The organism is Streptomyces rectiviolaceus, assembly GCF_039533825.1.
In the GTDB taxonomy this organism is placed as follows: domain Bacteria; phylum Actinomycetota; class Actinomycetes; order Streptomycetales; family Streptomycetaceae; genus Streptomyces; species Streptomyces rectiviolaceus.
On record NZ_BAAAUG010000018.1, the window covers coordinates 1 to 19,306 of the forward strand.

General features: G+C 69.5%; 17 protein-coding genes. 9 read left to right on the forward strand and 8 right to left on the reverse strand.

Going from position 1 to position 19,306, the window contains the following annotated elements:
* The 4 genes from ABD378_RS04075 to ABD378_RS04090 form a co-directional block, all read left to right on the forward strand.
* On the forward strand, positions 1–191 hold a 191-nt coding region (locus ABD378_RS04075; RefSeq protein ID WP_344518957.1), incomplete at its 5' end, for a phosphatase PAP2 family protein.
* A complete protein-coding gene (locus ABD378_RS04080; protein WP_344518958.1) occupies positions 184–1,125 on the forward strand; it encodes a decaprenyl-phosphate phosphoribosyltransferase in 942 nt (313 codons plus the stop codon). The genes ABD378_RS04075 and ABD378_RS04080, both read left to right, overlap by 8 nt.
* Before the next feature lie 26 nt (positions 1,126–1,151).
* Complete coding sequence (locus ABD378_RS04085; protein WP_344519005.1) at positions 1,152–1,586, forward strand: GtrA family protein; 435 nt, start codon at positions 1,152–1,154, stop codon at positions 1,584–1,586.
* Positions 1,574–2,512 carry a YihY/virulence factor BrkB family protein gene (locus ABD378_RS04090; protein WP_344518959.1) on the forward strand — a complete coding sequence of 313 codons (939 nt, stop codon included), beginning with the start codon at positions 1,574–1,576 and terminating at the stop codon, positions 2,510–2,512. Before ABD378_RS04085 ends, ABD378_RS04090 begins: the two co-directional genes overlap by 13 nt.
* Here the strand turns inward: ABD378_RS04090 and ABD378_RS04095 are convergent.
* Entirely contained in the window at positions 2,460–3,719 is a 1,260-nt protein-coding gene (locus ABD378_RS04095; RefSeq protein ID WP_344518960.1) for a D-alanyl-D-alanine carboxypeptidase family protein, read from the reverse strand. The two genes, ABD378_RS04090 and ABD378_RS04095, sit on opposite strands and share 53 nt — an antisense overlap.
* Before the next feature lie 127 nt (positions 3,720–3,846).
* On the opposite strand from ABD378_RS04095, the gene ABD378_RS04100 reads away from it, so the two are divergent.
* Positions 3,847–4,089, forward strand: coding sequence for an SCO4848 family membrane protein (locus ABD378_RS04100; RefSeq protein ID WP_344518962.1), 243 nt, complete (start codon positions 3,847–3,849; stop codon positions 4,087–4,089).
* A 52-nt stretch (positions 4,090–4,141) separates the two neighbouring features.
* Positions 4,142–5,365 (forward strand): metallophosphoesterase, encoded by a 1,224-nt coding sequence (locus ABD378_RS04105; protein WP_344518963.1) that lies wholly within the window; start codon positions 4,142–4,144, stop codon positions 5,363–5,365.
* A 118-nt stretch (positions 5,366–5,483) separates the two neighbouring features.
* On the opposite strand, the gene ABD378_RS04110 is transcribed toward ABD378_RS04105, so the two are convergent.
* Positions 5,484–6,929, reverse strand: coding sequence for a sensor histidine kinase (locus ABD378_RS04110; protein ID WP_344518964.1), 1,446 nt, complete (start codon positions 6,927–6,929; stop codon positions 5,484–5,486).
* Positions 6,926–7,591, reverse strand: coding sequence for a response regulator transcription factor (locus ABD378_RS04115; RefSeq protein ID WP_344519006.1), 666 nt, complete (start codon positions 7,589–7,591; stop codon positions 6,926–6,928). The genes ABD378_RS04110 and ABD378_RS04115 overlap by 4 nt, the downstream gene beginning before the upstream one ends.
* A 239-nt stretch (positions 7,592–7,830) precedes the next feature.
* Between ABD378_RS04115 and ABD378_RS04120 the strand changes: the two genes are divergently transcribed.
* Positions 7,831–10,272, forward strand: coding sequence for an MMPL family transporter (locus tag ABD378_RS04120; RefSeq protein ID WP_344519007.1), 2,442 nt, complete (start codon positions 7,831–7,833; stop codon positions 10,270–10,272).
* A gap of 17 nt (positions 10,273–10,289) precedes the next feature.
* On the opposite strand, the gene ABD378_RS04125 is transcribed toward ABD378_RS04120, so the two are convergent.
* A complete protein-coding gene (locus ABD378_RS04125) occupies positions 10,290–11,231 on the reverse strand; it encodes an SMP-30/gluconolactonase/LRE family protein (protein ID WP_344518965.1) in 942 nt (313 codons plus the stop codon).
* Positions 11,232–11,342: 111 nt separating this feature from the next.
* Between ABD378_RS04125 and ABD378_RS04130 the strand changes: the two genes are divergently transcribed.
* Positions 11,343–11,795 carry an Lrp/AsnC family transcriptional regulator gene (locus tag ABD378_RS04130; RefSeq protein ID WP_344519008.1) on the forward strand — a complete coding sequence of 151 codons (453 nt, stop codon included), beginning with the start codon at positions 11,343–11,345 and terminating at the stop codon, positions 11,793–11,795.
* Here the strand turns inward: ABD378_RS04130 and ABD378_RS04135 are convergent.
* Positions 11,726–13,018: an MFS transporter gene (locus tag ABD378_RS04135; protein ID WP_344518966.1), complete on the reverse strand. Its 1,293-nt coding sequence runs from the start codon at positions 13,016–13,018 to the stop codon at positions 11,726–11,728. The two genes, ABD378_RS04130 and ABD378_RS04135, sit on opposite strands and share 70 nt — an antisense overlap.
* A gap of 80 nt (positions 13,019–13,098) precedes the next feature.
* On the opposite strand from ABD378_RS04135, the gene ABD378_RS04140 reads away from it, so the two are divergent.
* Positions 13,099–13,665 carry a MarR family winged helix-turn-helix transcriptional regulator gene (locus tag ABD378_RS04140; RefSeq protein ID WP_344518967.1) on the forward strand — a complete coding sequence of 189 codons (567 nt, stop codon included), beginning with the start codon at positions 13,099–13,101 and terminating at the stop codon, positions 13,663–13,665.
* A gap of 25 nt (positions 13,666–13,690) precedes the next feature.
* Here the strand turns inward: ABD378_RS04140 and ABD378_RS04145 are convergent, their stop codons facing one another.
* From ABD378_RS04145 to ABD378_RS04155, 3 genes are all read right to left on the reverse strand, one after another.
* On the reverse strand, positions 13,691–14,107 hold the full coding sequence (locus tag ABD378_RS04145) for a VOC family protein (protein WP_386546728.1): 417 nt from the start codon (positions 14,105–14,107) through the stop codon (positions 13,691–13,693).
* 69 nt (positions 14,108–14,176) lie between these two features.
* Positions 14,177–14,671, reverse strand: a complete 495-nt coding sequence (locus ABD378_RS04150) for a hypothetical protein (RefSeq protein WP_344518970.1) — start codon at positions 14,669–14,671, stop codon at positions 14,177–14,179.
* A gap of 34 nt (positions 14,672–14,705) precedes the next feature.
* On the reverse strand, positions 14,706–19,280 hold the full coding sequence (locus tag ABD378_RS04155) for a DUF6531 domain-containing protein (RefSeq protein ID WP_344518971.1): 4,575 nt from the start codon (positions 19,278–19,280) through the stop codon (positions 14,706–14,708).
* Positions 19,281–19,306 lie beyond the last annotated feature (26 nt).

A 19,306-nucleotide genomic window follows, 5' to 3' on the forward strand; every position in this document is an offset into this window, starting at 1 on the left:
CCACCGTCGCGTACGGCGCGCTGAGCCCCGCGGGAGCCCGCATCGTCCCGCCGCTCGCCGCCGCGATGTGCGTCTCGCGGATGGTCGTCGGCGTCCACTACCCGAGTGACGTGGCGGCCGGCGCGGCCCTCGGCGCCCTCACCGCGCGCGTGGGCTCCGCCTGGATGAACGGGGGCCGCAAGCATGGCTGACCGCACCGCCCTGCTCGAACGCCCCCACCCGCCCGGGCCGCCCGGCCCCGGCGCCCTCGCCCTGCCGCTCGGCCTCCTGAAGACCGCGCGCCCCCGCCAGTGGGTGAAGAACGTCCTGGTCGTCGCGGCCCCCGCCGCCGCGGGCGAGCTCTTCTCGCGCCACTCGCTGATCCAACTCGCCGTGGTGTTCGCACTGTTCACGGCCGCCGCGTCCGCCGTCTACCTCATCAACGACGCGCGCGACGCCGAGGCCGACCGCGCCCACCCCACCAAGTGCCGTCGGCCGGTGGCCGCCGGCCAGGTGCCGGTGGCGGTCGCCTACGTGGTCGGCGGGCTGCTCGCCGTGCTCGCGCCGCTGGCCGCCGCCGCGTTCTGCACGCCCCTGACGGCGGGGCTGCTGACCGCCTACGTAGTGATGCAACTGGCCTACTGCGTCAGCCTCAAGCACGTCCTCGTCGTCGACCTCGCCGTCGTCACCACGGGCTTCCTGATGCGGGCGATGATCGGGGGAGTGGCGCTCGGCATCCCGCTCTCGCGCTGGTTCCTGATCACCACGGGCTTCGGCGCGCTCTTCATGGTGTCCGCCAAGCGCTACTCCGAAGCCGTCCAGATGTCCGGGAAAGCGGGCGCCACGCGCGCGTTGCTCACCGAATACACCACCGGCTACCTCCGCTTCGTCTGGCAGCTGGCCGCCGGTGTCGCCGTACTCGCGTACTGCCTGTGGGCCATGGAGAGCGGCGGCACCGGCAACGGGCTGCTGCCCTGGCGGCAGCTGTCGATGGCCGCCTTCGTCCTCGCGGTCCTGCGGTACGCCGTCTTCGCTGACCGCGGCACGGCGGGCGAGCCCGAGGACGTCGTCCTGCGCGACCGGGCGCTCGCCGTCATCGGCCTGGTGTGGATCGCGATGTACGGCCTCGCGGTCGCCGACTGGTGAGCGCCTTCAGGCAGCGGCTGCGGGCCATGGGCCCCGAGCTGCTCGGCTTCGCCGCCGCCGGTATCTGTGCGTACGCCGTCGACCTCGGCCTCTTCATCTGGCTGCGCGGACCCGTCGGTCTCGACCCGCTGACCGCCAAGGCGCTCTCCTTCGTCGCCGGTTGCACGGTCGCGTACGCGGGCAACGCGCTCGGCACCTACCGGCGGCGAGAGGGAGCCGGAGTGGCGCGAGCCTCGCGCCTTCGCCAGTACGGGATCTTCTTCGCCGTCAACATCGCGGGCGCCCTGGTGCAGTTGCTCTGCATCGCGGTGTCCCACTACGGCCTCGGCCTCACCTCACAGCGCGCGGACACCATCTCCGGTGCGGGAGTCGGCATGGCGCTCGCCACTGTTCTGCGTTTCTGGGGTACCCGGACCTTGGTCTTCCGTACAGCGGGCAGGGAGGCATCATGGACTGGCTGAAAAAACTCCCGGGCATCGGGCCCCTGGTGGAGCGGCTGATGCGCACGCACGCGTGGAGCGCGTACGAGCGGCTCGACAGTGTGCACTGGACCCGCCTCGCCGCCGCGATGACGTTCATCAGCTTCCTGGCGCTCTTCCCGCTGATCACCGTCGCCGCCGCCGTCGCCGCCGCGACGCTCTCCAAGAGCCAGCAGGACAAGCTCGAGGACACCATCTCGAAGCAGGTCCCCGGGATCTCCGACCAGCTGAACCTGGACGCCCTGGTCGCCAACGCGGGCACCATCGGGCTCATCGCGGGCGTTCTGCTGCTCTTCACCGGCATCGGCTGGGTCGGCTCGATAAGGGAGTGCCTGCGGGTCGTCTGGGAGCTGGAGGACACCGACGAGAACCCCGTCATGCGCAAGATCAAGGACGCCGGGGTACTCGTCGGTCTCGGTGGCGCCGGCCTCGCGTCCGTCGTCGCGTCGACCCTCGCGTCGACCGCCGTCGGCTGGAGCGCCGACCTCCTGGGGGTCTCCAAGGATGGCTTGGGCGGGGTGGCGCTGCAGGCGATCGCGTTCGCCATCGCCGTACTCGCGGACTTCTTGCTGCTCCTCTACGTCTTGACGCTGCTGCCGGGCGTCCAGCCGCCGCGCCGCCACCTGATCACCGCCGGTCTGATCGGCGCGGCCGGGTTCGAACTGCTCAAGCTGCTGCTCGGCGGCTACATGAAGGGCGTCGCGTCCAAGAGCATGTACGGCGCCTTCGGAGTGCCCGTCGCGCTGCTCCTGTGGATCAACTTCACCGCGAAACTCCTGCTGTTCTGCGCCGCCTGGACGGCGACGCGGAAGCAGCAGGAGCAGGAGGAGCAGGAGGAGGAAGAGCCCGACGAGGTCAGCGGCGGCTCTTCCGGCGCACCAGGTCCGGCAGCGGCATCCGGCGGCTGATCACGAACCACCCGGCGGCGATGAGCGCCAGGACACCGCCCGCGACCGCGAGCGCGACGCCGACACCACCCGACTCCTTGCCGGAGGCGTGCGCCACGTTCTTGGCCGAGTCCGATCCGCTCTTGCCCGCACCGGGAGCGCCCTTGCCGCTGCCCGTACCGGCACCCTTCGGGGCGACCAGTTCGCCCACAGGATCGACCTTGCCCGAGGCCTTGAAGCCCCAGTCGAGGAGGCGTTCGGTCTCCTTGTAGACCGCGTGCTGCTCCCCGGAGTCGGGGTTCATGACGGTGACGAGCAGCACCTTGCCGTTGCGCTCGGCGACACCGGTGAAGGTGTTGCCCGCGTTCGTGGTGCTGCCGTTCTTGACGCCCGCGATGCCCTTGTAGGCATCGAGACCGACGTCTCCCGTAAGGAGTCGGTTGGTGTTCTGGATCTCGAAGGACTCGCGCTTCTTCTTGCCCTTGTCCTTGCCCTTCTTGACCTTCTTGGTCTCGCCGGGGAACTTGGCGGTGGCCGTCGAGCAGTACTCGCGGAAGTCCTTCTTCTGCAGCCCGGAGCGGGCGAAGAGCGTCAGGTCGTACGCGGAGGAGACCTGCCCCTTCTCGTCGTAGCCGTCCGGACTGATCACGTGCGTGTCCAGGGCCTGCAGTTCTTCGGCGTGCGACTGCATGTTCTTGACGGTCTCCGGGACACCGCCGTTCATCGCCGAAAGGACATGCACCGCGTCGTTGCCCGACCGCAGGAAGACGCCGAGCCACAGGTCGTGGACCGTGTACGTCTCGTTCTCCTTGACGCCGACCATGCTGCTGCCCGCGCCGATGCCCGCCAGGTCGGAGAGCTCGACCTTGTGCTTCTGCGTCTTGGGGAACTTCGGCAGGACCGTGTCCGCGAAGAGCATCTTCAGGGTGCTCGCCGGGGGCAGCCGCCAGTGCGAGTTGTGCGAGGCCAGCACCTCGCCCGTCTCGGCGTCGGAGACCATCCAGGAGCGCGCCGAGAGGTCCTTGGGGAGCACGGGCGCGCCCGCCTTCAGGCTCACCTGGGTGCCCGGCTCGCCGAGCTTCGCGCCACCGACGGTCGACATCTTCGCGGGTGGCTTGGGCTTGTTCTCGCCCCCCGGCTTACCGTCCGCCCATGCGGGGGCCGTGGTCGACATGGTCAGCAATGCGGCGGAAGTGACCAACAAGGCGGTCTTTTTTACGGCAGGCACGGACGAGAACGTACAGGGCGTCGCTGTGGAAGTCGCCGCCGAGGTCTGCTGTGTCCTGAGCGGCTCGGGCGGCTCGGGCTCCCCACCCCGGCGACGGTGCGGAACGGAGGCTCGCGATACTGAACGTATGAAGCTCAGCCGCCCGGTCTCCTGGTTCCTGCTCGCCTTCGGGGTGTGGAGCTGGTTCATCTGGATCACTTTCGTCAAGAACCTGTGGAAGGACGGCAGCGGGCTCGCCTTCGATGACGCAGGCGACCCGACCGCGTACTTCTGGGTTCACCTGACGCTCGCCGTAGTCTCCTTTGTCTTGGGGACGGTGGTAGGGACCATCGGGTTGCGCGGAGTGCGTGCTCTGCGCCGTACGTCATAGCTGGCTCATAGCCGACCGGTCACCGGTCACCGGTCACTTCGAGGGGCGCTCCGTGGTCATCCTGTTCGTGCTGGCCGGTCTCGCCGCGCTCGCGGCCCTCATCGGCATGCAGTGGTACGCGTGGCGGCGCCTGGTGCGGGACACCACGGCCCGGCCCGGGTTCGCCCGGCGTGCGGGCGCCGTGGTCTTCGTGGCGGGGCCGCTGATGATGTTCGCGGCGGTCACCAGCGAGCGGACCGGGGCGCCGTTCTGGCTCCAGCAGGTGCTGGCCTGGCCGGGGTTCATGTGGATGGCGCTGTCGATCTATCTCGTGCTCGCGCTTCTTGTGGGGGAGCTCGTACGGCCCTTCTTCTTGAGGCGCGGTTCGAAACCCGCCTCTACGGAGGGCGCCGGTTCGACGGAGGACCCCGCCCCCGCAGAAGTGCGGGCGGAACCAGCCGCTCCCGCCACCCCCTCGCGCCGCCTCTTCGTCTCCCGGATCGTCGGCGGGACCGCCGCGGCCGTCGCCGTCGGAACAGTCGCCCATGGAACGTACGGCGTCCTGCGCGGCCCCCAGGTGAAGCGCGTCACCGTGCCGCTTGCCAAGCTGCCGCGCGGGGCGCACGGGTTCCGGATCGCCGTGGTCAGCGACATCCACCTGGGGCCGATTCTCGGACGCGGCTTCACCCAGCGCGTGGTCGACACGATCAACGGCACGCAGCCCGACCTCATCGCGGTCGTCGGCGACCTGGTCGACGGCAGCGTCGAGGATCTCGGGCCCGCCGCCGCCCCGCTCGCACAGCTCCGGGCGCGGCACGGGACGTACTTCGTGACCGGCAACCACGAGTACTTCTCGGGAGCCGAGCAGTGGGTCGAGCACGTACGCGGACTCGGCCTGCGCCCCCTGGAGAACGCGCGCACCGAACTGCCCGGCTTCGACCTCGCGGGTGTGGACGACGTGGCGGGCGAGCGCGAGGGGCACGGGCCCGACTTCGCCAAGGCGCTGGGCGACAGGGACCGCTCGCGGGCCTCCGTGCTCCTGGCCCACCAGCCGGTCGTCATCCACGACGCCGTCAAGCACGGCGTCGATCTCCAGCTCTCCGGGCACACCCACGGCGGACAGCTGTGGCCGGGCAATTTCATCGCCGACCTGGCCAATCCGACGCTCGCGGGACTCGAGCGGTACGGCGACACGCAGCTGTACGTGACGCGTGGTGCCGGTGCGTGGGGGCCGCCGGTGCGGGTCGGGGCGCCGTCCGACATCACGGTCGTCGAACTGGCCTCCCGCCAGGCGTAATCGCGTGTTGGTTCGATGCGGTACGCGCAGCATGAAGTCTGTTCCCCCGCATCCGACTCTGGACGAACAGGCCTCTCCCGCCCGCCCGCCCGTTTACCCCGCATCCGACCCTGGACGATCAATCCCCCGCCCCCGCAGGCAAAGTAACCGTCACCGTAAGCCCCGCCCCCGGCGCCGTCTCCACCCCCACCTCGCCCCCGTGCGCCGCCACGACCCCCTGCACGATCGCCATCCCCAGCCCGCTGCCCGCGCCCCCACCCGCCCGGAAGAACCGGTCGAACACCCGCGCCGCGTCCTCCTCCGCGAGGCCGGGCCCCTGGTCGGCGACCCGTAGCCGCACCACCCCGTCCTGCCGCTCCACGCCCAGCGTGACCGGAGCGTCGGCGGGCGTGTGGACGCGTACGTTGCCCAGCAGATTGCCGAGCACCTGGCGCAGCCCCGACTCGTCCGCGCGGATCAGTACCGCCCCGTCGGCGCGGACCGTCAGCGGGCGCTCCGGCTCCTGCACCCGCAGGTCGTCGGCGGCGTCCCGTACCAGGCGGCTCAAGTCGACGTTCCTGAAGCGCAGTTCCGGCTGCTGGTCCAGGCGGGCCAGGGTGAGCAGCTCGTCGACGAGGCGCCCCATCCGGTCGGTCTCGGCGATGACGCGGCTCCACGCGCGCGTGCGCTCCGCCGGGTCACGGAGCATCCCCTTGTCGTACAGCTGGAGGTAGCCGCGGATCGCCGACAAGGGCGTACGCAGCTCGTGCGAGGCATCGGCGACAAAGCGGCGCAGCTGTGCCGAGCTGCGCTCGCGGGTCTCGAAGGCCGACTCGACCTGGTGGAGCATGGAGTTGAGGGCGAGGCGCAGCTGCTCGGTCTCCGTCGCCGGGGCACGGCTCGACGGCACGCGACGGGTCAGATCGCCCTCGGCGATGGCGGACGCGGTCTCGACCATGTCCTCAAGAGGGCGGAGCCGCTGGTGCGCGGAGATCATCGTCAGGACGGCGAGCAGCCCCAACAGGATCACTCCGAAGGCGGCGTCGAGCTTGAGCGCCTTCTTGATGCCCGATTCCACGTCCTGCGTGGCCGCGGCCATCAGGACCGTCGTGCCGTCGTCGAGTTCGGCGCCCACCATGCGGTGAGCGCCGTCGTCCAGGGTGACGTCCTGCGGCTCGGGCCTGCGGGCGGCCGCCTCGGGGTCGTCCACGGCGGCGGCGAGGGCACGCTGGCGCGGGGTCGGCGCGAGCGCGCCGATGGCGACGGGCTCGCCCTTCTTGTCCACCGCCACGAACACCGTGTCCCCGCGCGGGAGCGCGCTCGCGCGCTCCTTGCCGCCGGGCGAGAGCTTGTCGAGCGCGATGCCCAGTTCACTGAGCCTGTCGATGTCCTTCATGGTGAGCCCGGCGCTCAGCAGCGAGTCGCGCGACTGCGTCAGCTCGGAGTCCACGCTGTCGAGCAGGTAGTGGCGCATGCCCATGACGCTCACGCCGGTCGCCACGATGATGCCGAGGGCGAGCAGCGCCACGTTCACCCACGTGAGCTTGGCGCGCAGCGAGCTCATGCCGCGGTGCGCACGCCTCATGCGAGGCCGTATCCGACACCCCGCCGGGTCGTGATCACCGGCGGGCCAAGGGCGTCCAGTTTGCGCCGCAGATAGCTGATGTAGGTCTCCACGACGGTCGACTCGGACTGGTGCTCGTACTGCCACACATGGCGCAGGAGCTGCTCCTTGGGCACCACGCGGCCGCCGTTGCGGACCAGGAAGCGCAGCAGGGCGTACTCGGTGGGCGTGAGCTGCGCGGTGCGGCCCGCGCGGCGCACCACGTACGTCGTCTCGTCCAGCTCCAGGTCGCCGTAGCGCAGCGGCGGGCGCTGGGGCAGCACGTCGCCCGCCCTGGTGCGGCGCAGGACCGCGCCGATGCGGGCGACGACCTCGTCGATGTTGAACGGCTTGGTGATGTAGTCGTCGCCGAAGCCGAGCGCGCCCACGACCTCCGCGGGCGCGTCCCGCGCGGTCAGGAAGACCAGACCCATCTCGGGGCGGCGGGCGCGCAGTTCCCTGGCAAGGGCGCGGCCGTCGCCGTCCGGCAGCATCACGTCGAGGAGCGCCACGTCGGGCCGGGTGCGCCCGGCGAGCGCGAGGGCGTCGCGCACGGTGCCCGCCACCATCACGTCGAAGCGGTGGTAGCGCAGGGCGATGGCGAGCACGTCGGCGATGCTCGGCTCGTCCTCCACGACGAGCACGGTGGCCCCGGCGCCAGGTCCGGTCGGCACTCCGACATCTGTTCCCTGCTGGCCTTCGGCGTGGCTCATGCCCTCAGTATCGGCGCGGGCGTTGTACGAAGACCCGGTCCGTGCCTTGGAGTTACTTGAGAATCATGGCCGCGTCGCGCCGCCCGAGCGCGGTGCCGCCGATGCTGAGGCACCTGAAGGCACGGCCCGGGGGACCTGACGACGCGGAAGAGGAGTGGATCGTGACGGCATTGGCGCGGTGGTGCTATCGGCACCGTCTGGTGGTCCTTGTGCTGTGGGTGGGAGCCCTGTTCGGACTCGGGGCCGCGGGGACGTCGGCGGGCACCGACTACTCGAATGTGTTCTCCCTGCCCGACACGGACTCCAAGCGCGCGTACGACCTGATGACGAAGGCCTTCCCGGAGAGCGCCGGCGACACCGACACGGTCGTCTGGCGCGTCGACGAAGGAGCTTCGGCCCGTGACGAGGGCGTACGTTCCCGGATCGAGCCCGCGCTGAAGGAGATCGCCGGCATGAAGGGCGTCGGCGAGGTCCAGGGCCCGTACGCGTCCAAGCAGGCGGGCGCGGCCCAGATCAGCGGGAACGGACGCATCGCCTACGCCCAGGTGACCTTCGCCGAGGAGGCGAACTCGGTCCCCAAGGACCTCGTCCAGGACGTGGTGGACACGGCTCAGCGCGCCGAACGCTCCGGCCTGCAGGTCGAATTGGGCGGCCAGGCGATCACCCGCATCCAGGAGCCGCCCACCGGCGTCGCCGAAATGGTCGGCATCGCGGCCGCGGCCGTCGTGCTCTTCCTGGCCTTCGGTTCGCTCTTCGCGATGGTCCTGCCGATCGTCATCGCCGTCTTCGGAGTGGGCCTCGGGATGCTCTCGACGATGCTGCTCAGCCACGTCACGGACATCCCCGAAGTGGCCCCGCTGCTCGGCTCGCTGATCGGCCTCGGTGTCGGCATCGACTACGCGCTCTTCATCGTCACCCGGCACCGGCGCGGCATCCTGCGCGGCATGGAGCCCGAGGAGTCCGCGGTGCATGCCCTTAACACCTCGGGCCGCGCGGTGCTCTTCGCGGGCGGGACGGTGTGCATTGCGCTCGCCGGGATGCTGGTGATGAACATGCGCTTCCTGGACGGTGTGGTCATCGCGGCCTCCCTGACGGTGGTCCTGAGCGTCCTCGCGGCCGTCACCCTGCTGCCCTCGCTGCTCGGCCTTCTCGGCTCCCGGGTGCTCAGCCGCAGGCAGCGGCGCCGCCTCGCCGCCGAGGGACCGGAGCCTGCCGAGGCGAGCGGCCTTGCGGCGCGCTGGTCCTCGTACGTCCAAAAGCGCCCGCGCTCGATCGCGGCGCTCGCCTTCGTGGTGATGGCCTTCCTGGCCCTGCCGCTCCTGTCCCTGCGGCTCGGCGCGACCGACCAGGGCAACCACCAGGAGTCCACGACGACCCGGCAGGCGTACGACATGCTGGCCGATGGATTCGGTCCGGGATTCAACGGGCCCCTCCAAGTAGTGGCCGAGAAGGCGGACACCGGGGGCCTGGTGACGGCCATCCGCGAGACGGAGGGCGTCGCGAGGGTGGCGGCCGCACCGCCGGCGGACGGCATCTCGGTCATCAACGTGGTCCCGACGACATCCCCCCAGTCCGAGGAGACGGACCAACTCATCGACCGTCTACGGGGAGACGTGATTCCGGAGGCCGGAGTCGACGCCCACGTAGGCGGCGTCACCGCCGTCTTCAAGGACTTCGCCGCGGTGACGGGCGACCGGCTGCCCTACTTCGTAGGAGCGATCATCGGGCTCGGCTTCCTCTTGCTGCTGATCGCGTTCCGCTCGCTGGTGGTGCCGCTGATGGCGGCCCTGATGAACCTGATCGCGGCGGCGGCGTCCTTCGGCGTACTGGTGGCCGTCTTCCAGTGGGGCTGGGGCACGGAGATCCTCGGCGTCGGCAAGGAGGGCCCGATCACCGCCTTCCTGCCCGTCATCATGCTGTCGCTGCTCTTCGGGCTCTCGATGGACTACCAGGTGTTCCTGGTGAGCCGCATGCACGAGGAGTGGGTGCACACGAAGGACAACGCCCGCGCGGTGCGGGTGGGCCTCGCCGAGACGAGCAGGGTCATCAACTGCGCGGCCCTGATCATGATCTGCGTCTTCTCCGCGTTCGTCCTGAGCGGCGACATGGAGGGCGCGATGGCGGGCATCGGCCTTGCGGCCGCGGTCGCCCTGGACGCGTTCATCCTGCGCACGGCCCTGGTCCCGGCCGCCATGCATCTGCTCGGCCGCTCCAACTGGTGGCTGCCCGCAGGCCTGGAGAAGCGTCTTCCGCACCTGGCGGTGGAGCCGCGTGAGGCACCGGAGGAGACGGCACCTGTGCCCCACGCGCGCGTGAGGGAGCCCGATGGCGAAGGCGGCGCCTCCGTAGTGCACGGTTTCATCCGCACCGCGGAGGGCGAACCGGTGGAGGGCGCGGTCCTGACCCTCCTCTCCAAGGGGGGCCGCCAGCTGGACCGCGTCACCTCCCTGGCCGACGGTTCGTACATCGTCGCGGCCCCGTCGGCAGGCGCGTACCTGCTGGCGGTCACGGCCCCCGGCTACGCGGCCCGCGCGCGGCACATCGCGGTCGCGGGCGAACCGCTGGTGTACGACGTGGAGCTGGCGGTGGGCGAGATGGACGCGGTGAACTAGCCGGTGGACGCGGTGAACTAGCCGGTGGACCCGGGGCGGAGGGCCCGGACCCTCGGCAACCCCGTCACGGACATCACCAGCGAGTAGAGCGAGGTCGTCGCCGCGATGAAGAGCCGATTGTTCCTCGGCCCGCCGAAGGTGATGTTGGCGACGGCCTCGGGGACCGTGATCCGCCCGATGAGGGTGCCGTCGGGGTCGTAGCAGTGCACCCCGTCGTGGAGGGCGGCAGCCCACAGACGCCCTCCGTCGTCGAAGCGGATGTTGTCGAAGCCGGAGTCCTTCGCCTCGGCGAAGACGACCCCGTCCGACAGAGTGCCGTCGTCACGTACATCGAAGGCGCGGATCTGGGCGGCGCGGGAGTCGGACACGTACAACTGCCGCTCGTCGGGCGAGAAGACGAGCCCGTTCGGCCCGTCGAAGCCATCGGCCACGATCCGCACGTCACCGGTCACGGGATCGATCCGATAGACGTGGCAGCCACCGATCTCGGCAGCCGCGCGATGCCCTTCGTAGTCGCTGGTGATCCCGAAGTCGGGGTCGGAAAACCAAACCGACCCGTCGGAGCGGACCACGGCGTCGTTCGGGCTGTTGAACCGCTTGCCCTCGAAGCGGTCGGCGAGGACGGTGACGCGGCCGTCGTGCTCGGTGCGGGTGACGCGCCGGTTGCCCTGCTCGCAGCAGATCAACCGGCCCTCCCGGTCGAGGGTGTTGCCGTTGACGTACCCGGCGGGCGTACGGAAGACGCCGACGGTCCCGGTCGCCTCGTCCCAGCGCAGCAGCCGGTCGTTGGGTATGTCGCTCCAGACGAGCTGCCGCCAGGCGGGCAGATAGAGCGGCCCTTCGGCCCACCGGCAGTCGTCGTAGAGCACTTCCAGCTTGGCGTCCCCGTTGGCGCACCGTCCTGTGCGGAAGTGGTCGTCCAGAACCTCGTACGACGTAGGCACCTTCTGGGAAGACATGACGACCCCTGTCTGACGCGTGTGTGAATCACATTCGGTGACAGGAGAATATTGCAGTACGAGATATGGTGTACGTCAAGAATGGGTGAACGGAAGGCTGGGGCAACGACGATGGACGGCACCGACCGAGAGCTGCTTGCGCTGCTGCAAGAGGACGCCGCTCAGCCGTACGCGACCCTGGGCAAGGCGGTGGGCCTCTCGGCGGGCGCGGCGCATGAGCGGGTACGCAAACTGCGCGAGCGCGGGGTGATCCGCCGCACGACGGTCGACGTGGACCCGGCGGCCGTGGGCCAGGGCGTGCTGGCCTTCGTCATGGTCGACTCGACGGCATGGATGGGGGACCGGGCGGAGGACTTCGCCGCGGTCCCCGAGATCCAGGAGGCGCACGTCATCGCGGGCGCGGCGAGCGTCCTGGTCAAGGTCCGCACGTCCACGACGGAGCAACTGCAGGACGTGCTGCGGCGGTTGTACGCGATCGACGGGGTGAGCGGGACTCAGGCGACGGTGTCGCTGGAGACGTTCTTCGAGAGGCCGGTGTCGCCGGTGTCGCCGGGGGTGGCCTGAGGGCTGCCTGAGCTGCCGGTGCTCGCCCCGAAGCGGCGCACTCCCGGCACGACCGCCGTCCCCGCGCACGCGACTCCCACCACGGCCGCCGCGATCCACAGCGGGGTCGCCGTGCCCCACGCGTCCGCCGCGAGCGGCCCGAGAACGTACGCCAGGGGCATCGCGGCCAACGACAGCAGCCAGTCGTACGAGGTGACGCGGGCCAGCGCGCCGGGGGGTATCGCCGCCTGCACCGAGGTCTCCCAGATGGGGCTGAGGAAGCCGAGTCCCGCCTGCGCGATGCCGTACGCGGCGATCACGGCAGGCGTCGGAGCCTCGGCCGCGAGCAGGGCCAGGGGCAGGGCGTACGTCGCGAGGCCGAGGTTGGCCGCCAGGACCGGGCGCTTCGGTCTCGCGCGTCCGGCGAGCAGGGAGCCGCCCAGCAGGCCGAACGCGCCCGCCTGGAGGATCGCGATCCAGGTGCCTTCGCCGCCCAACTCCTCGACGGCGATGACGGGTCCGAGTGTCATGAGGACGGCGGCGGCGCCGTTCCAGGCGGAGTGCGCGATGAGGCTGGTCCAGTACCAGTCGCGGCTGCGCACCTCGTGCCAGCCCTCGACGAGATCCTTGCGCAGCGAACGGCGCGCGGTGGGCTCTTCGACGGTGCGGTGGATGCGGACGGCCGTGAGGAGACACGCGCTGACGGCGAAGGAAACGCCATCGAGGACGAAGGCCCAGCCGGGCCCCGCGGCCCAGATCAGCAGCCCCGCGAGCGCGGGGCCGCCGACACGGGAGCCGCTGCGGACCACGCCCAGAACGGCGTTGGCCGCGTGCCGGTCCTTCGCTGCGACCGTCCCTGTGATGAGCGGCGACAGGGTCGGCATGGCGAAGGCGGACGCGGCGCCGCCGACCGCTTCGGCGAGGGCGAGCTGCCACAACTCAGGAGCACCCCCGAGCAGTTGGACGCCGACGAACAGCTGGGTCACGCACCGCACCAGGTCGGCGGCGAGGGCCACGGTACGGGGGTTGAACCGGTCGCCCACGACCCCGCCGAGCGGCAGCAACAGCAGCCTCGCCCCCATCGCGCAGCCGAGTACGAGCGCGAGCGCGGAGGTGGAGCCGGTGGCGCGGAGTACGGCGAGGGCGAGGGCGGCGGGGATGACGGCGTCGCCGATGAGGGACAGGGAGCGGCCGAGGAAGAACAGCCGGAAGGAGCGGTTGCGCAGTAGAGGATGCGACGGCATGGAGGGGACTATATTTCGGCACCGAATTATTCGCCACCGAAATATCAGGAGCCGAACCACACCGACGTAGGCTGCTGTGCATGGCGAAGAGGCACGAGAACAAGGACGTGGGCGAGGCCTTGAGGGCGAAGGAAGGCGAGCCGTCGCGCGACTGGACCGACGATCACGTGGAGCGCTGGCTGCCGGTGCTCCCCGCCCTCGACCCGGACATCGAGGGCGCGGTCACGCGCATGAAGAAGCTCACCGTCCATCTGCGCCGGGTGCGCGAGCAGTCCCTGGTCGACTTCGACCTGGAACGCCCCGAGTTCGACACCCTTCACAAACTGGCGGGCCGCGGCGGCCGGGCAACCCCGTCGCAGCTGGCCGCCGACCTGGACCTGGCCCCCGCATCCGTGACCGGCCGCCTGGACGGCCTGGAACGGCGCGGCCTGATCCGCCGCACGCCGTCAAAGGCGGACCGTCGCCGGGTGGACGTGGAGCTGACGAAGTCGGGCCGGTCGATCTGGCTGGGCGCGATGGACGTACTGGGCCACGAGGAGTACCGCCTCCTCGGGGCGCTCCCCAAGGAGGAGCGGGCGCAGCTCTCGGACATGCTGCGCCGCATCATGGTGGTGGCGGAGGAGGGTGGCGGGGCGCGCTGGCAGTAACCCGCGCCCCGGGGGTACCTGTGCGCTAGCTCCGAGCCAGCTCGGGCCGCTTGCGGTAGTCGGTGAACCCCACGACGTTCCCCCACGGATCGGAGACCTCGACGGTCCACCCGGTGGCCACGGAGGAGGGCGGCGCGAGCGCCTTGACCCCGGCGGCCTCAAGGGCCCGCCCGGCAGCCCGAGCGTCCCCCACCTCGATCCACACCCGGGGCGTGGCCCACGCCGACGGCCGATGCTCGACGCCTTCCTCCACCCGCAACAGAATCCCGGGCGTCTCTTTCCCCACCTTCAGGATCGCGAGCCCGATCTCGTCGATCCGGTGCGTCACGGGGAACCCGGCACGCTCGTAGAAGCTGACGGCTTCTTCGAGGTTGCCGACGGGGAAGAGGACGTTGTCGAAGCCGAGCAGGTCGAAAGACCGCTCATGCGATTCATGCGACATGTCTGACATGTCGTCAGAATAGGATCATTGTCCGAGACCTGAACGGCGCCGCGCCGGGGGTGCGCACGGTCAACGCAGGGGCGAGCCGAACGACTCGAGGAAATCGACCAGGACACGCCCTGAGAACGGGTCGGTGGCCGGATCCTCCGGCGTGACGAGACTGACGGCGAAGTACTCGGCCAGCAGAAGTCCCGTGCCCTCGACGGCTGCCGCGGCCTCGGGATCCGTGCACTGGACTCCTGTCACCTGCCCGGCCCGCAGTGGCTGCGGATGGAGCCGGTAGAAGACCGAGAAGGGCCCTTCCCCCGCGTCGTCGAGTGCGTAGCCGTTCTCCTCCCAGAAATCCTCCATCTCCTGGCCTGCCGAGAAGGTGACGATGCCCGAGTAGTCATCGTCATCATCGTCATCCGGGAGCTTCCAGTCGGCCAAGGATTCCGCACCGGCCGGTTCTCCGTAGAGGAACAAGCCAGGCCATCGCTGTTGCTGCCGCATGACGAACTGCTTCACCGCCGCAGGGAACGCGGTATCTGCGATGAAGTCGCTTGAGTGCCCGGTGATTTCCATGGATTCCTTGCCTGTGCAGTTCGGTTTGGTCAGTTCAGGCTTTCCAGCCTGATGTAGGGCCGTGGTACCTGATCGCATCCCGGGGAATGGTGACATCGCTGTTGGAGAACCAGACGTGGCTCCGGCTGCCCGGGAGGCGGCCCGAGAACAGCTTCTTGTCGACCTCGAACTCGATCATGTGCGAGCTCTTCTCCCTGGTGAGACCAAGATAGGACTTGAACCCACCCGGTTTCTTGGCGACATCGGCCGGGCTCATGGGGGTCACATAGACCGCGGACGCGTTCTTGCCCTTCGAGCTCTTGGGCACCTTGAGGGTGATCCCGTCCTTGCTTCCGCCGCTCATGATCTTCTGGTAGCCGTTCTTGTCCGTGTAGTGCCGGATAACGGCCTTGCAGGACGGCGCGAGACCCAGCGGGTCAATCCAAGTGAGCGGATTGATCACGTAGTTGTGGTGATGCGGCGCCGGATCGAGACCGAGCGGGTCCGGGCTGTGATAGCGCGCGGTGCTGGGGTCGTAATAGCGATAGTGGTTGTAGTGGAGGCCGGTCTCGGCATCGTGATACTGCCCGGGGAAACGCAGTGGGCAGTCGACTTCCTCTGGCGCGTCCTGAAGGGGCAGGCCCCATAGGGAGGTGCGGAATCGCCAGGCCGTCCGCCCGGCCTCGTCGACGAGTTCGGTGGGGGTGCCGACGAGGTCGGTGACGATGGAGTAGAACTGCTCGTCGACCCAGTCCCGCTGGTCCAGTTGGTCCAGTTGGTCCTGCTCGTCCAACCGGTCCCTCAGGTCCGCTCCGCTCCGCTCGTCAGGAGAGTCTCCGGAGCGGTTCCTCTGTGTGATCGGACGATCGCCGCCCGGCTCCCAGTCCCAGGTGGTGATCCGATTCTCGTCACCCTTGCCGGGGATCGCGTGACTCTCTTCGGCCAGACGAGTGCCGTCCCAGACGAAGTCGGTGCGATCGATCACTGATTCGCCGCTCGCGGAGAGCAGCTCTTTCGCGATGCGCCTGCCGAGCGGGTCATAGCGGTAGCGCCAGCGCCGCCCGTCCGGGGTGGTGACCTCACGGAGGCGGTCCTCCGCGTCCCAGGCGAAGAGCCAGGTGCGGGCCCCACCGGAGAGGAGGGAGCGGGTATGGCGGACCACGCGGCCCTGCCCGTCGTGCTCATAGCGAGACCGGCCGGCTGTCTGCACCAGAGTGCCGGTGTACGTCATACGCCCCTGGACGCCGGCCTCGTGGCGGCCTGTTGACGCCGAGTGGATGAGGTTGCCCAGCTTGTCGTAGGAGTACGTCTCGCTTCGTTCCCCGGCCGCTACGGCGGTGACCCTTCCATTCACGTCGAGCTCGTAGGTGGAGGTTCCCGATGCGGCATCGGTGACGGACCGGATCAGCCCGTCGGCGCGGTAGGAGTAGCTGCGGTCGACGGTGGCGGTCTTCGCCCCCGGAGCGCGCACCGCCTGGGACGTCAGGCGGTGGCCTGCGCTCCACTCATGGACGAGCGAGGTGCCCGCCGGGAGTTCGCGGCGCGTCTCGTTCCCGGCCGGATCGTAGCCGAAGCGGACCGTGCGGCCGGAGCCGCGCAACTCGACCGCCTTGTGCTCGGAGTCGTACTGCCATTCGCTGAGGACGCCGCTGGGGGTACGCCGCCGCACGCGACGGCCCACGGTGTCGTAGTCATTGGTCAGTACACGGCCGTTGCAGCTCTCGGACAGCACTCGACCGTGTACGTCATACGTGAACGTGAGCTCGGCGTCCTGGTTGGCCGCCCGGACGATGGCTCCGCCCTGGTCGTACTCGAAGCGGGTGACGTTGTTGTCGGAGTCACGCTGCTCGATGACGCGGTCGAGGAGATCGCGGACGTAGCGGATGGTCTGCCCCGCACCGTTGGTGCGTTCTGTGATGTGGCCGACGGCGTCATGCCGGTAGGTCACCGTTCGGCCGTTGAAGTCGGTCTCCCGAGCGATATTGCCGACGGAGTCGTACTCGTACGTCCAGGTCTGTCCTTGGGCGTTCTTCACGATGACCGGCCGGAGCTCGGTGTCGTAGGTGAACTCGATCCGTGTGCCATCCGGAGCGGTCCGGGCGGCACTCCGGTCGAAGGGGGCTATGTCGAAGCGGGCGACGGCGCCCTTTGCGTCGGCATGCGCCAGAGTGTTGCCCTCGGCGTCGTACATCCACCTCTCGGAGGTGCCGTCGGGGAACTGGCGGTGAGCCGGAAGCCCTTCGACGGTCCAGGCGACCTTGGTGGTTGCCGCGTCCGGTTCGCGGACCCTGCTGACGCGTCCGAAGGCGTCGTGCTCGAACCGGGTGGTCGCGCCGAGAGGAGTGGTCACCGCCGTGGCAAGGCCGGCCCTGCAGCTCTCGACCCGGCTCTCATGGCCGAGTGGGTCGGTGACGGTCGCGACGGCACCCCGCGCGTCGTAGGTATACCTGGTGACGGCACCGGCAGGGTCGGTGGACGCGATGATGTTTTTGCGGCCGTCGTGCTCGTACTGCCAATGGGCGCCGTCTTGTTCCGTGGCCGCGGTCAGCGCTCCGGAGTCGTCGTACTCGTACTGGGCGCTGCTGCCGTCCGGATGGACGACGCGCTTGGTGTTGCCGCTTTCGTCATATGCGTACGTGGTGGTGCGGCCGAGAGGGTCCGTCAGGGATTCGAGATTGTCGTAGCGGTCCCAGGTGCGGGTAGTGGTGTGTCCCAGGGGATCGGTCTCGGCGACGAGCTGGAAGGCGTCGTTGAACTGGTAAGTCGTGGTGTGACCGAGAGAGTTGGTCGCCAGGGACCTATGGCCTTCGGTGTCGTATGTGTAGGAGTAGTCGAGGATGCCGTCGGTGCCGTTGGTGCGAACACAGCGGTCATCGATGTCGTACACATAGCGGTACCACGTGCCGTTGCGGTCCTCCCAGCCGGTGATCCGGCGCTTCTCGTCGTAGCTGAGTTTCAAGGGCAGGCCGGACGAGTTGTAGATCTCGGTCAGGTTGCCGAGGGGGTCGTAGCCGTAGCGCAGGAGGACGGGCTGTTCGGGGTCGTTGAGCAGGGTGAGGGCGGTGATCCGGCCGTGCTCCGAGGTCAGTCCGATGCGGTAACCGCCGGTGTGGACCACCTCTTGCGGCACCCCGTCCGCTCCGTACTCCAGGCGAATCGCGTTGCCGTTACGGTCCGTGATGGCTGCGAGGGGAAGTTCAGCGGCGGAGCGGCCAGGGAGGGGCCGGAACTCGAGGGTGAGGCCGGACTCGGGCTGTCGCACGGACATGGCGCCGCCCATGGCGCCATCCCACTCCAGTGGCCAGCGCGGCCCCTCGACAGGGTGGACGGGGTCGTTCGGGTTCGGTGCAGGGTAGTGGAGGACCATTCCGTCGGCCGACGTGAACCGAGCGCCGCCCTGGTCGAGGATGAGGCGCTGGTCGAGTGTCGAGGCCCAACCGGGCCCGAACCAGCGGCCGGACCGCAGGCCGGTGCGGTGGTGACGCTCCAGCTCCAGTGGGAGAACTCCGGGCAGGTCCACGTCGGTCTCGGACATGACCATGTCGCCGGTGGCCATGTCGATCGGGTCTCCGCAGGTGAAGAGCTTCTTCATCGGCCGGCCCATCGCGCGGGCGCCCTTGCCGAGTCCCTTGGCGCCGAGGGCCAGGCCCTTCATCCCGGCCTTGAGGCCCTTCATGCCCTTGGCGAGGCCGCGGAGGCTGGTGAGGCCCTTCATGCCGGGGATGCAGTCCAGGGCGGCGAAAGCGACGTCGAGCAGCCCTGCTTCCCCGTTCGCATACTTATGGAGGGTGTCGGCCAGGACGACCAGGGCGGCAATCAGCACGATGGCGCCGAGGATCGGCCCGCCGATGATCATCGCGATGACGCCCAGGACGGCGACGACGACCTTGCAGACGGCGACGATGGTGTCCCAGTTGTCGGTGACCCAGTCCCCGACCTCCTCCCACCACTTGCGGTTCTGAATACCCGCGTCGGAAGCGTCTTCCAGCTTCTTCTTCGCCGTCCCCGCCGCGTCCTCGCGCATCTTGCGCGCGTCCTCGGCCATCTTCTTCGCGGCGTCGAGGTTGCTCTTCGCGGCGGACACATCCGACTTCGCGGCGCTCTGGGCCTTCTCGGCGGAGTTGGCGTTGCGGGTGGCGGCCTTGACCTTGTCCGGATCCGGCTTGGGGACGTCTTTCCCGGAGTCCTTGTCGTCCTTGTACTTGTCGGCTTCCTTGCCCGCCTTGTCCATCCACGAGTCGGCCGACGTCAGCCGGGTCTGGGCGCTGCTCAAGTCCCCTTGCGCCTCACGGCCCTTGACCAGAGCCTTGTCCGCCAGGGCCTGGGCGCGCTCCAGCTCCGGCCAGTAGGTGGACAGCGCGTCGCCAGCCATCTCGTAGCTCTTCTTGAGCTTCTTCAGCTTGCCCGGCGCGTCCTCGAACTCCGCCGTGAAGGACTCCGCGGTCTTGCCCGCCCAGGTGAGGATCGCGTCCTCGCCCGCCATCCCCTTGATATCGCGGAGCACCTTCGAGACGTCGTCGGCGAAGTCGTGCAGGTTCTTCGCCAGGTTCCGGACCCGGTCCGGATCACCGGGCGTCGGGTCCTTGTCCAAGTCCAGGACATGCCAATCCGCTGGACGGTTGCCCCCCATGCCGCTTCCCCCGTCTTGCTCGTACC

Bases quoted from the DNA above. Each gene is read 5' to 3' on its own strand.
- ABD378_RS04155 (WP_344518971.1), bottom strand. From the start codon at position 19,280: ATGGGGGGCAACCGTCCAGCGGATTGGCATGTCCTGGACTTGGACAAG.
- ABD378_RS04135 (WP_344518966.1), bottom strand. From the start codon at position 13,018: ATGCCGTCGCATCCTCTACTGCGCAACCGCTCCTTCCGGCTGTTCTTC.
- ABD378_RS04130 (WP_344519008.1), top strand. From the start codon at position 11,343: ATGGACGGCACCGACCGAGAGCTGCTTGCGCTGCTGCAAGAGGACGCC.
- ABD378_RS04125 (WP_344518965.1), bottom strand. From the start codon at position 11,231: ATGTCTTCCCAGAAGGTGCCTACGTCGTACGAGGTTCTGGACGACCAC.
- ABD378_RS04085 (WP_344519005.1), top strand. From the start codon at position 1,152: ATGGGCCCCGAGCTGCTCGGCTTCGCCGCCGCCGGTATCTGTGCGTAC.
- ABD378_RS04080 (WP_344518958.1), top strand. From the start codon at position 184: ATGGCTGACCGCACCGCCCTGCTCGAACGCCCCCACCCGCCCGGGCCG.
- ABD378_RS04110 (WP_344518964.1), bottom strand. From the start codon at position 6,929: ATGAGGCGTGCGCACCGCGGCATGAGCTCGCTGCGCGCCAAGCTCACG.
- ABD378_RS04150 (WP_344518970.1), bottom strand. From the start codon at position 14,671: ATGGAAATCACCGGGCACTCAAGCGACTTCATCGCAGATACCGCGTTC.
- ABD378_RS04140 (WP_344518967.1), top strand. From the start codon at position 13,099: ATGGCGAAGAGGCACGAGAACAAGGACGTGGGCGAGGCCTTGAGGGCG.
- ABD378_RS04145 (WP_386546728.1), bottom strand. From the start codon at position 14,107: ATGTCGCATGAATCGCATGAGCGGTCTTTCGACCTGCTCGGCTTCGAC.
- ABD378_RS04090 (WP_344518959.1), top strand. From the start codon at position 1,574: ATGGACTGGCTGAAAAAACTCCCGGGCATCGGGCCCCTGGTGGAGCGG.
- ABD378_RS04100 (WP_344518962.1), top strand. From the start codon at position 3,847: ATGAAGCTCAGCCGCCCGGTCTCCTGGTTCCTGCTCGCCTTCGGGGTG.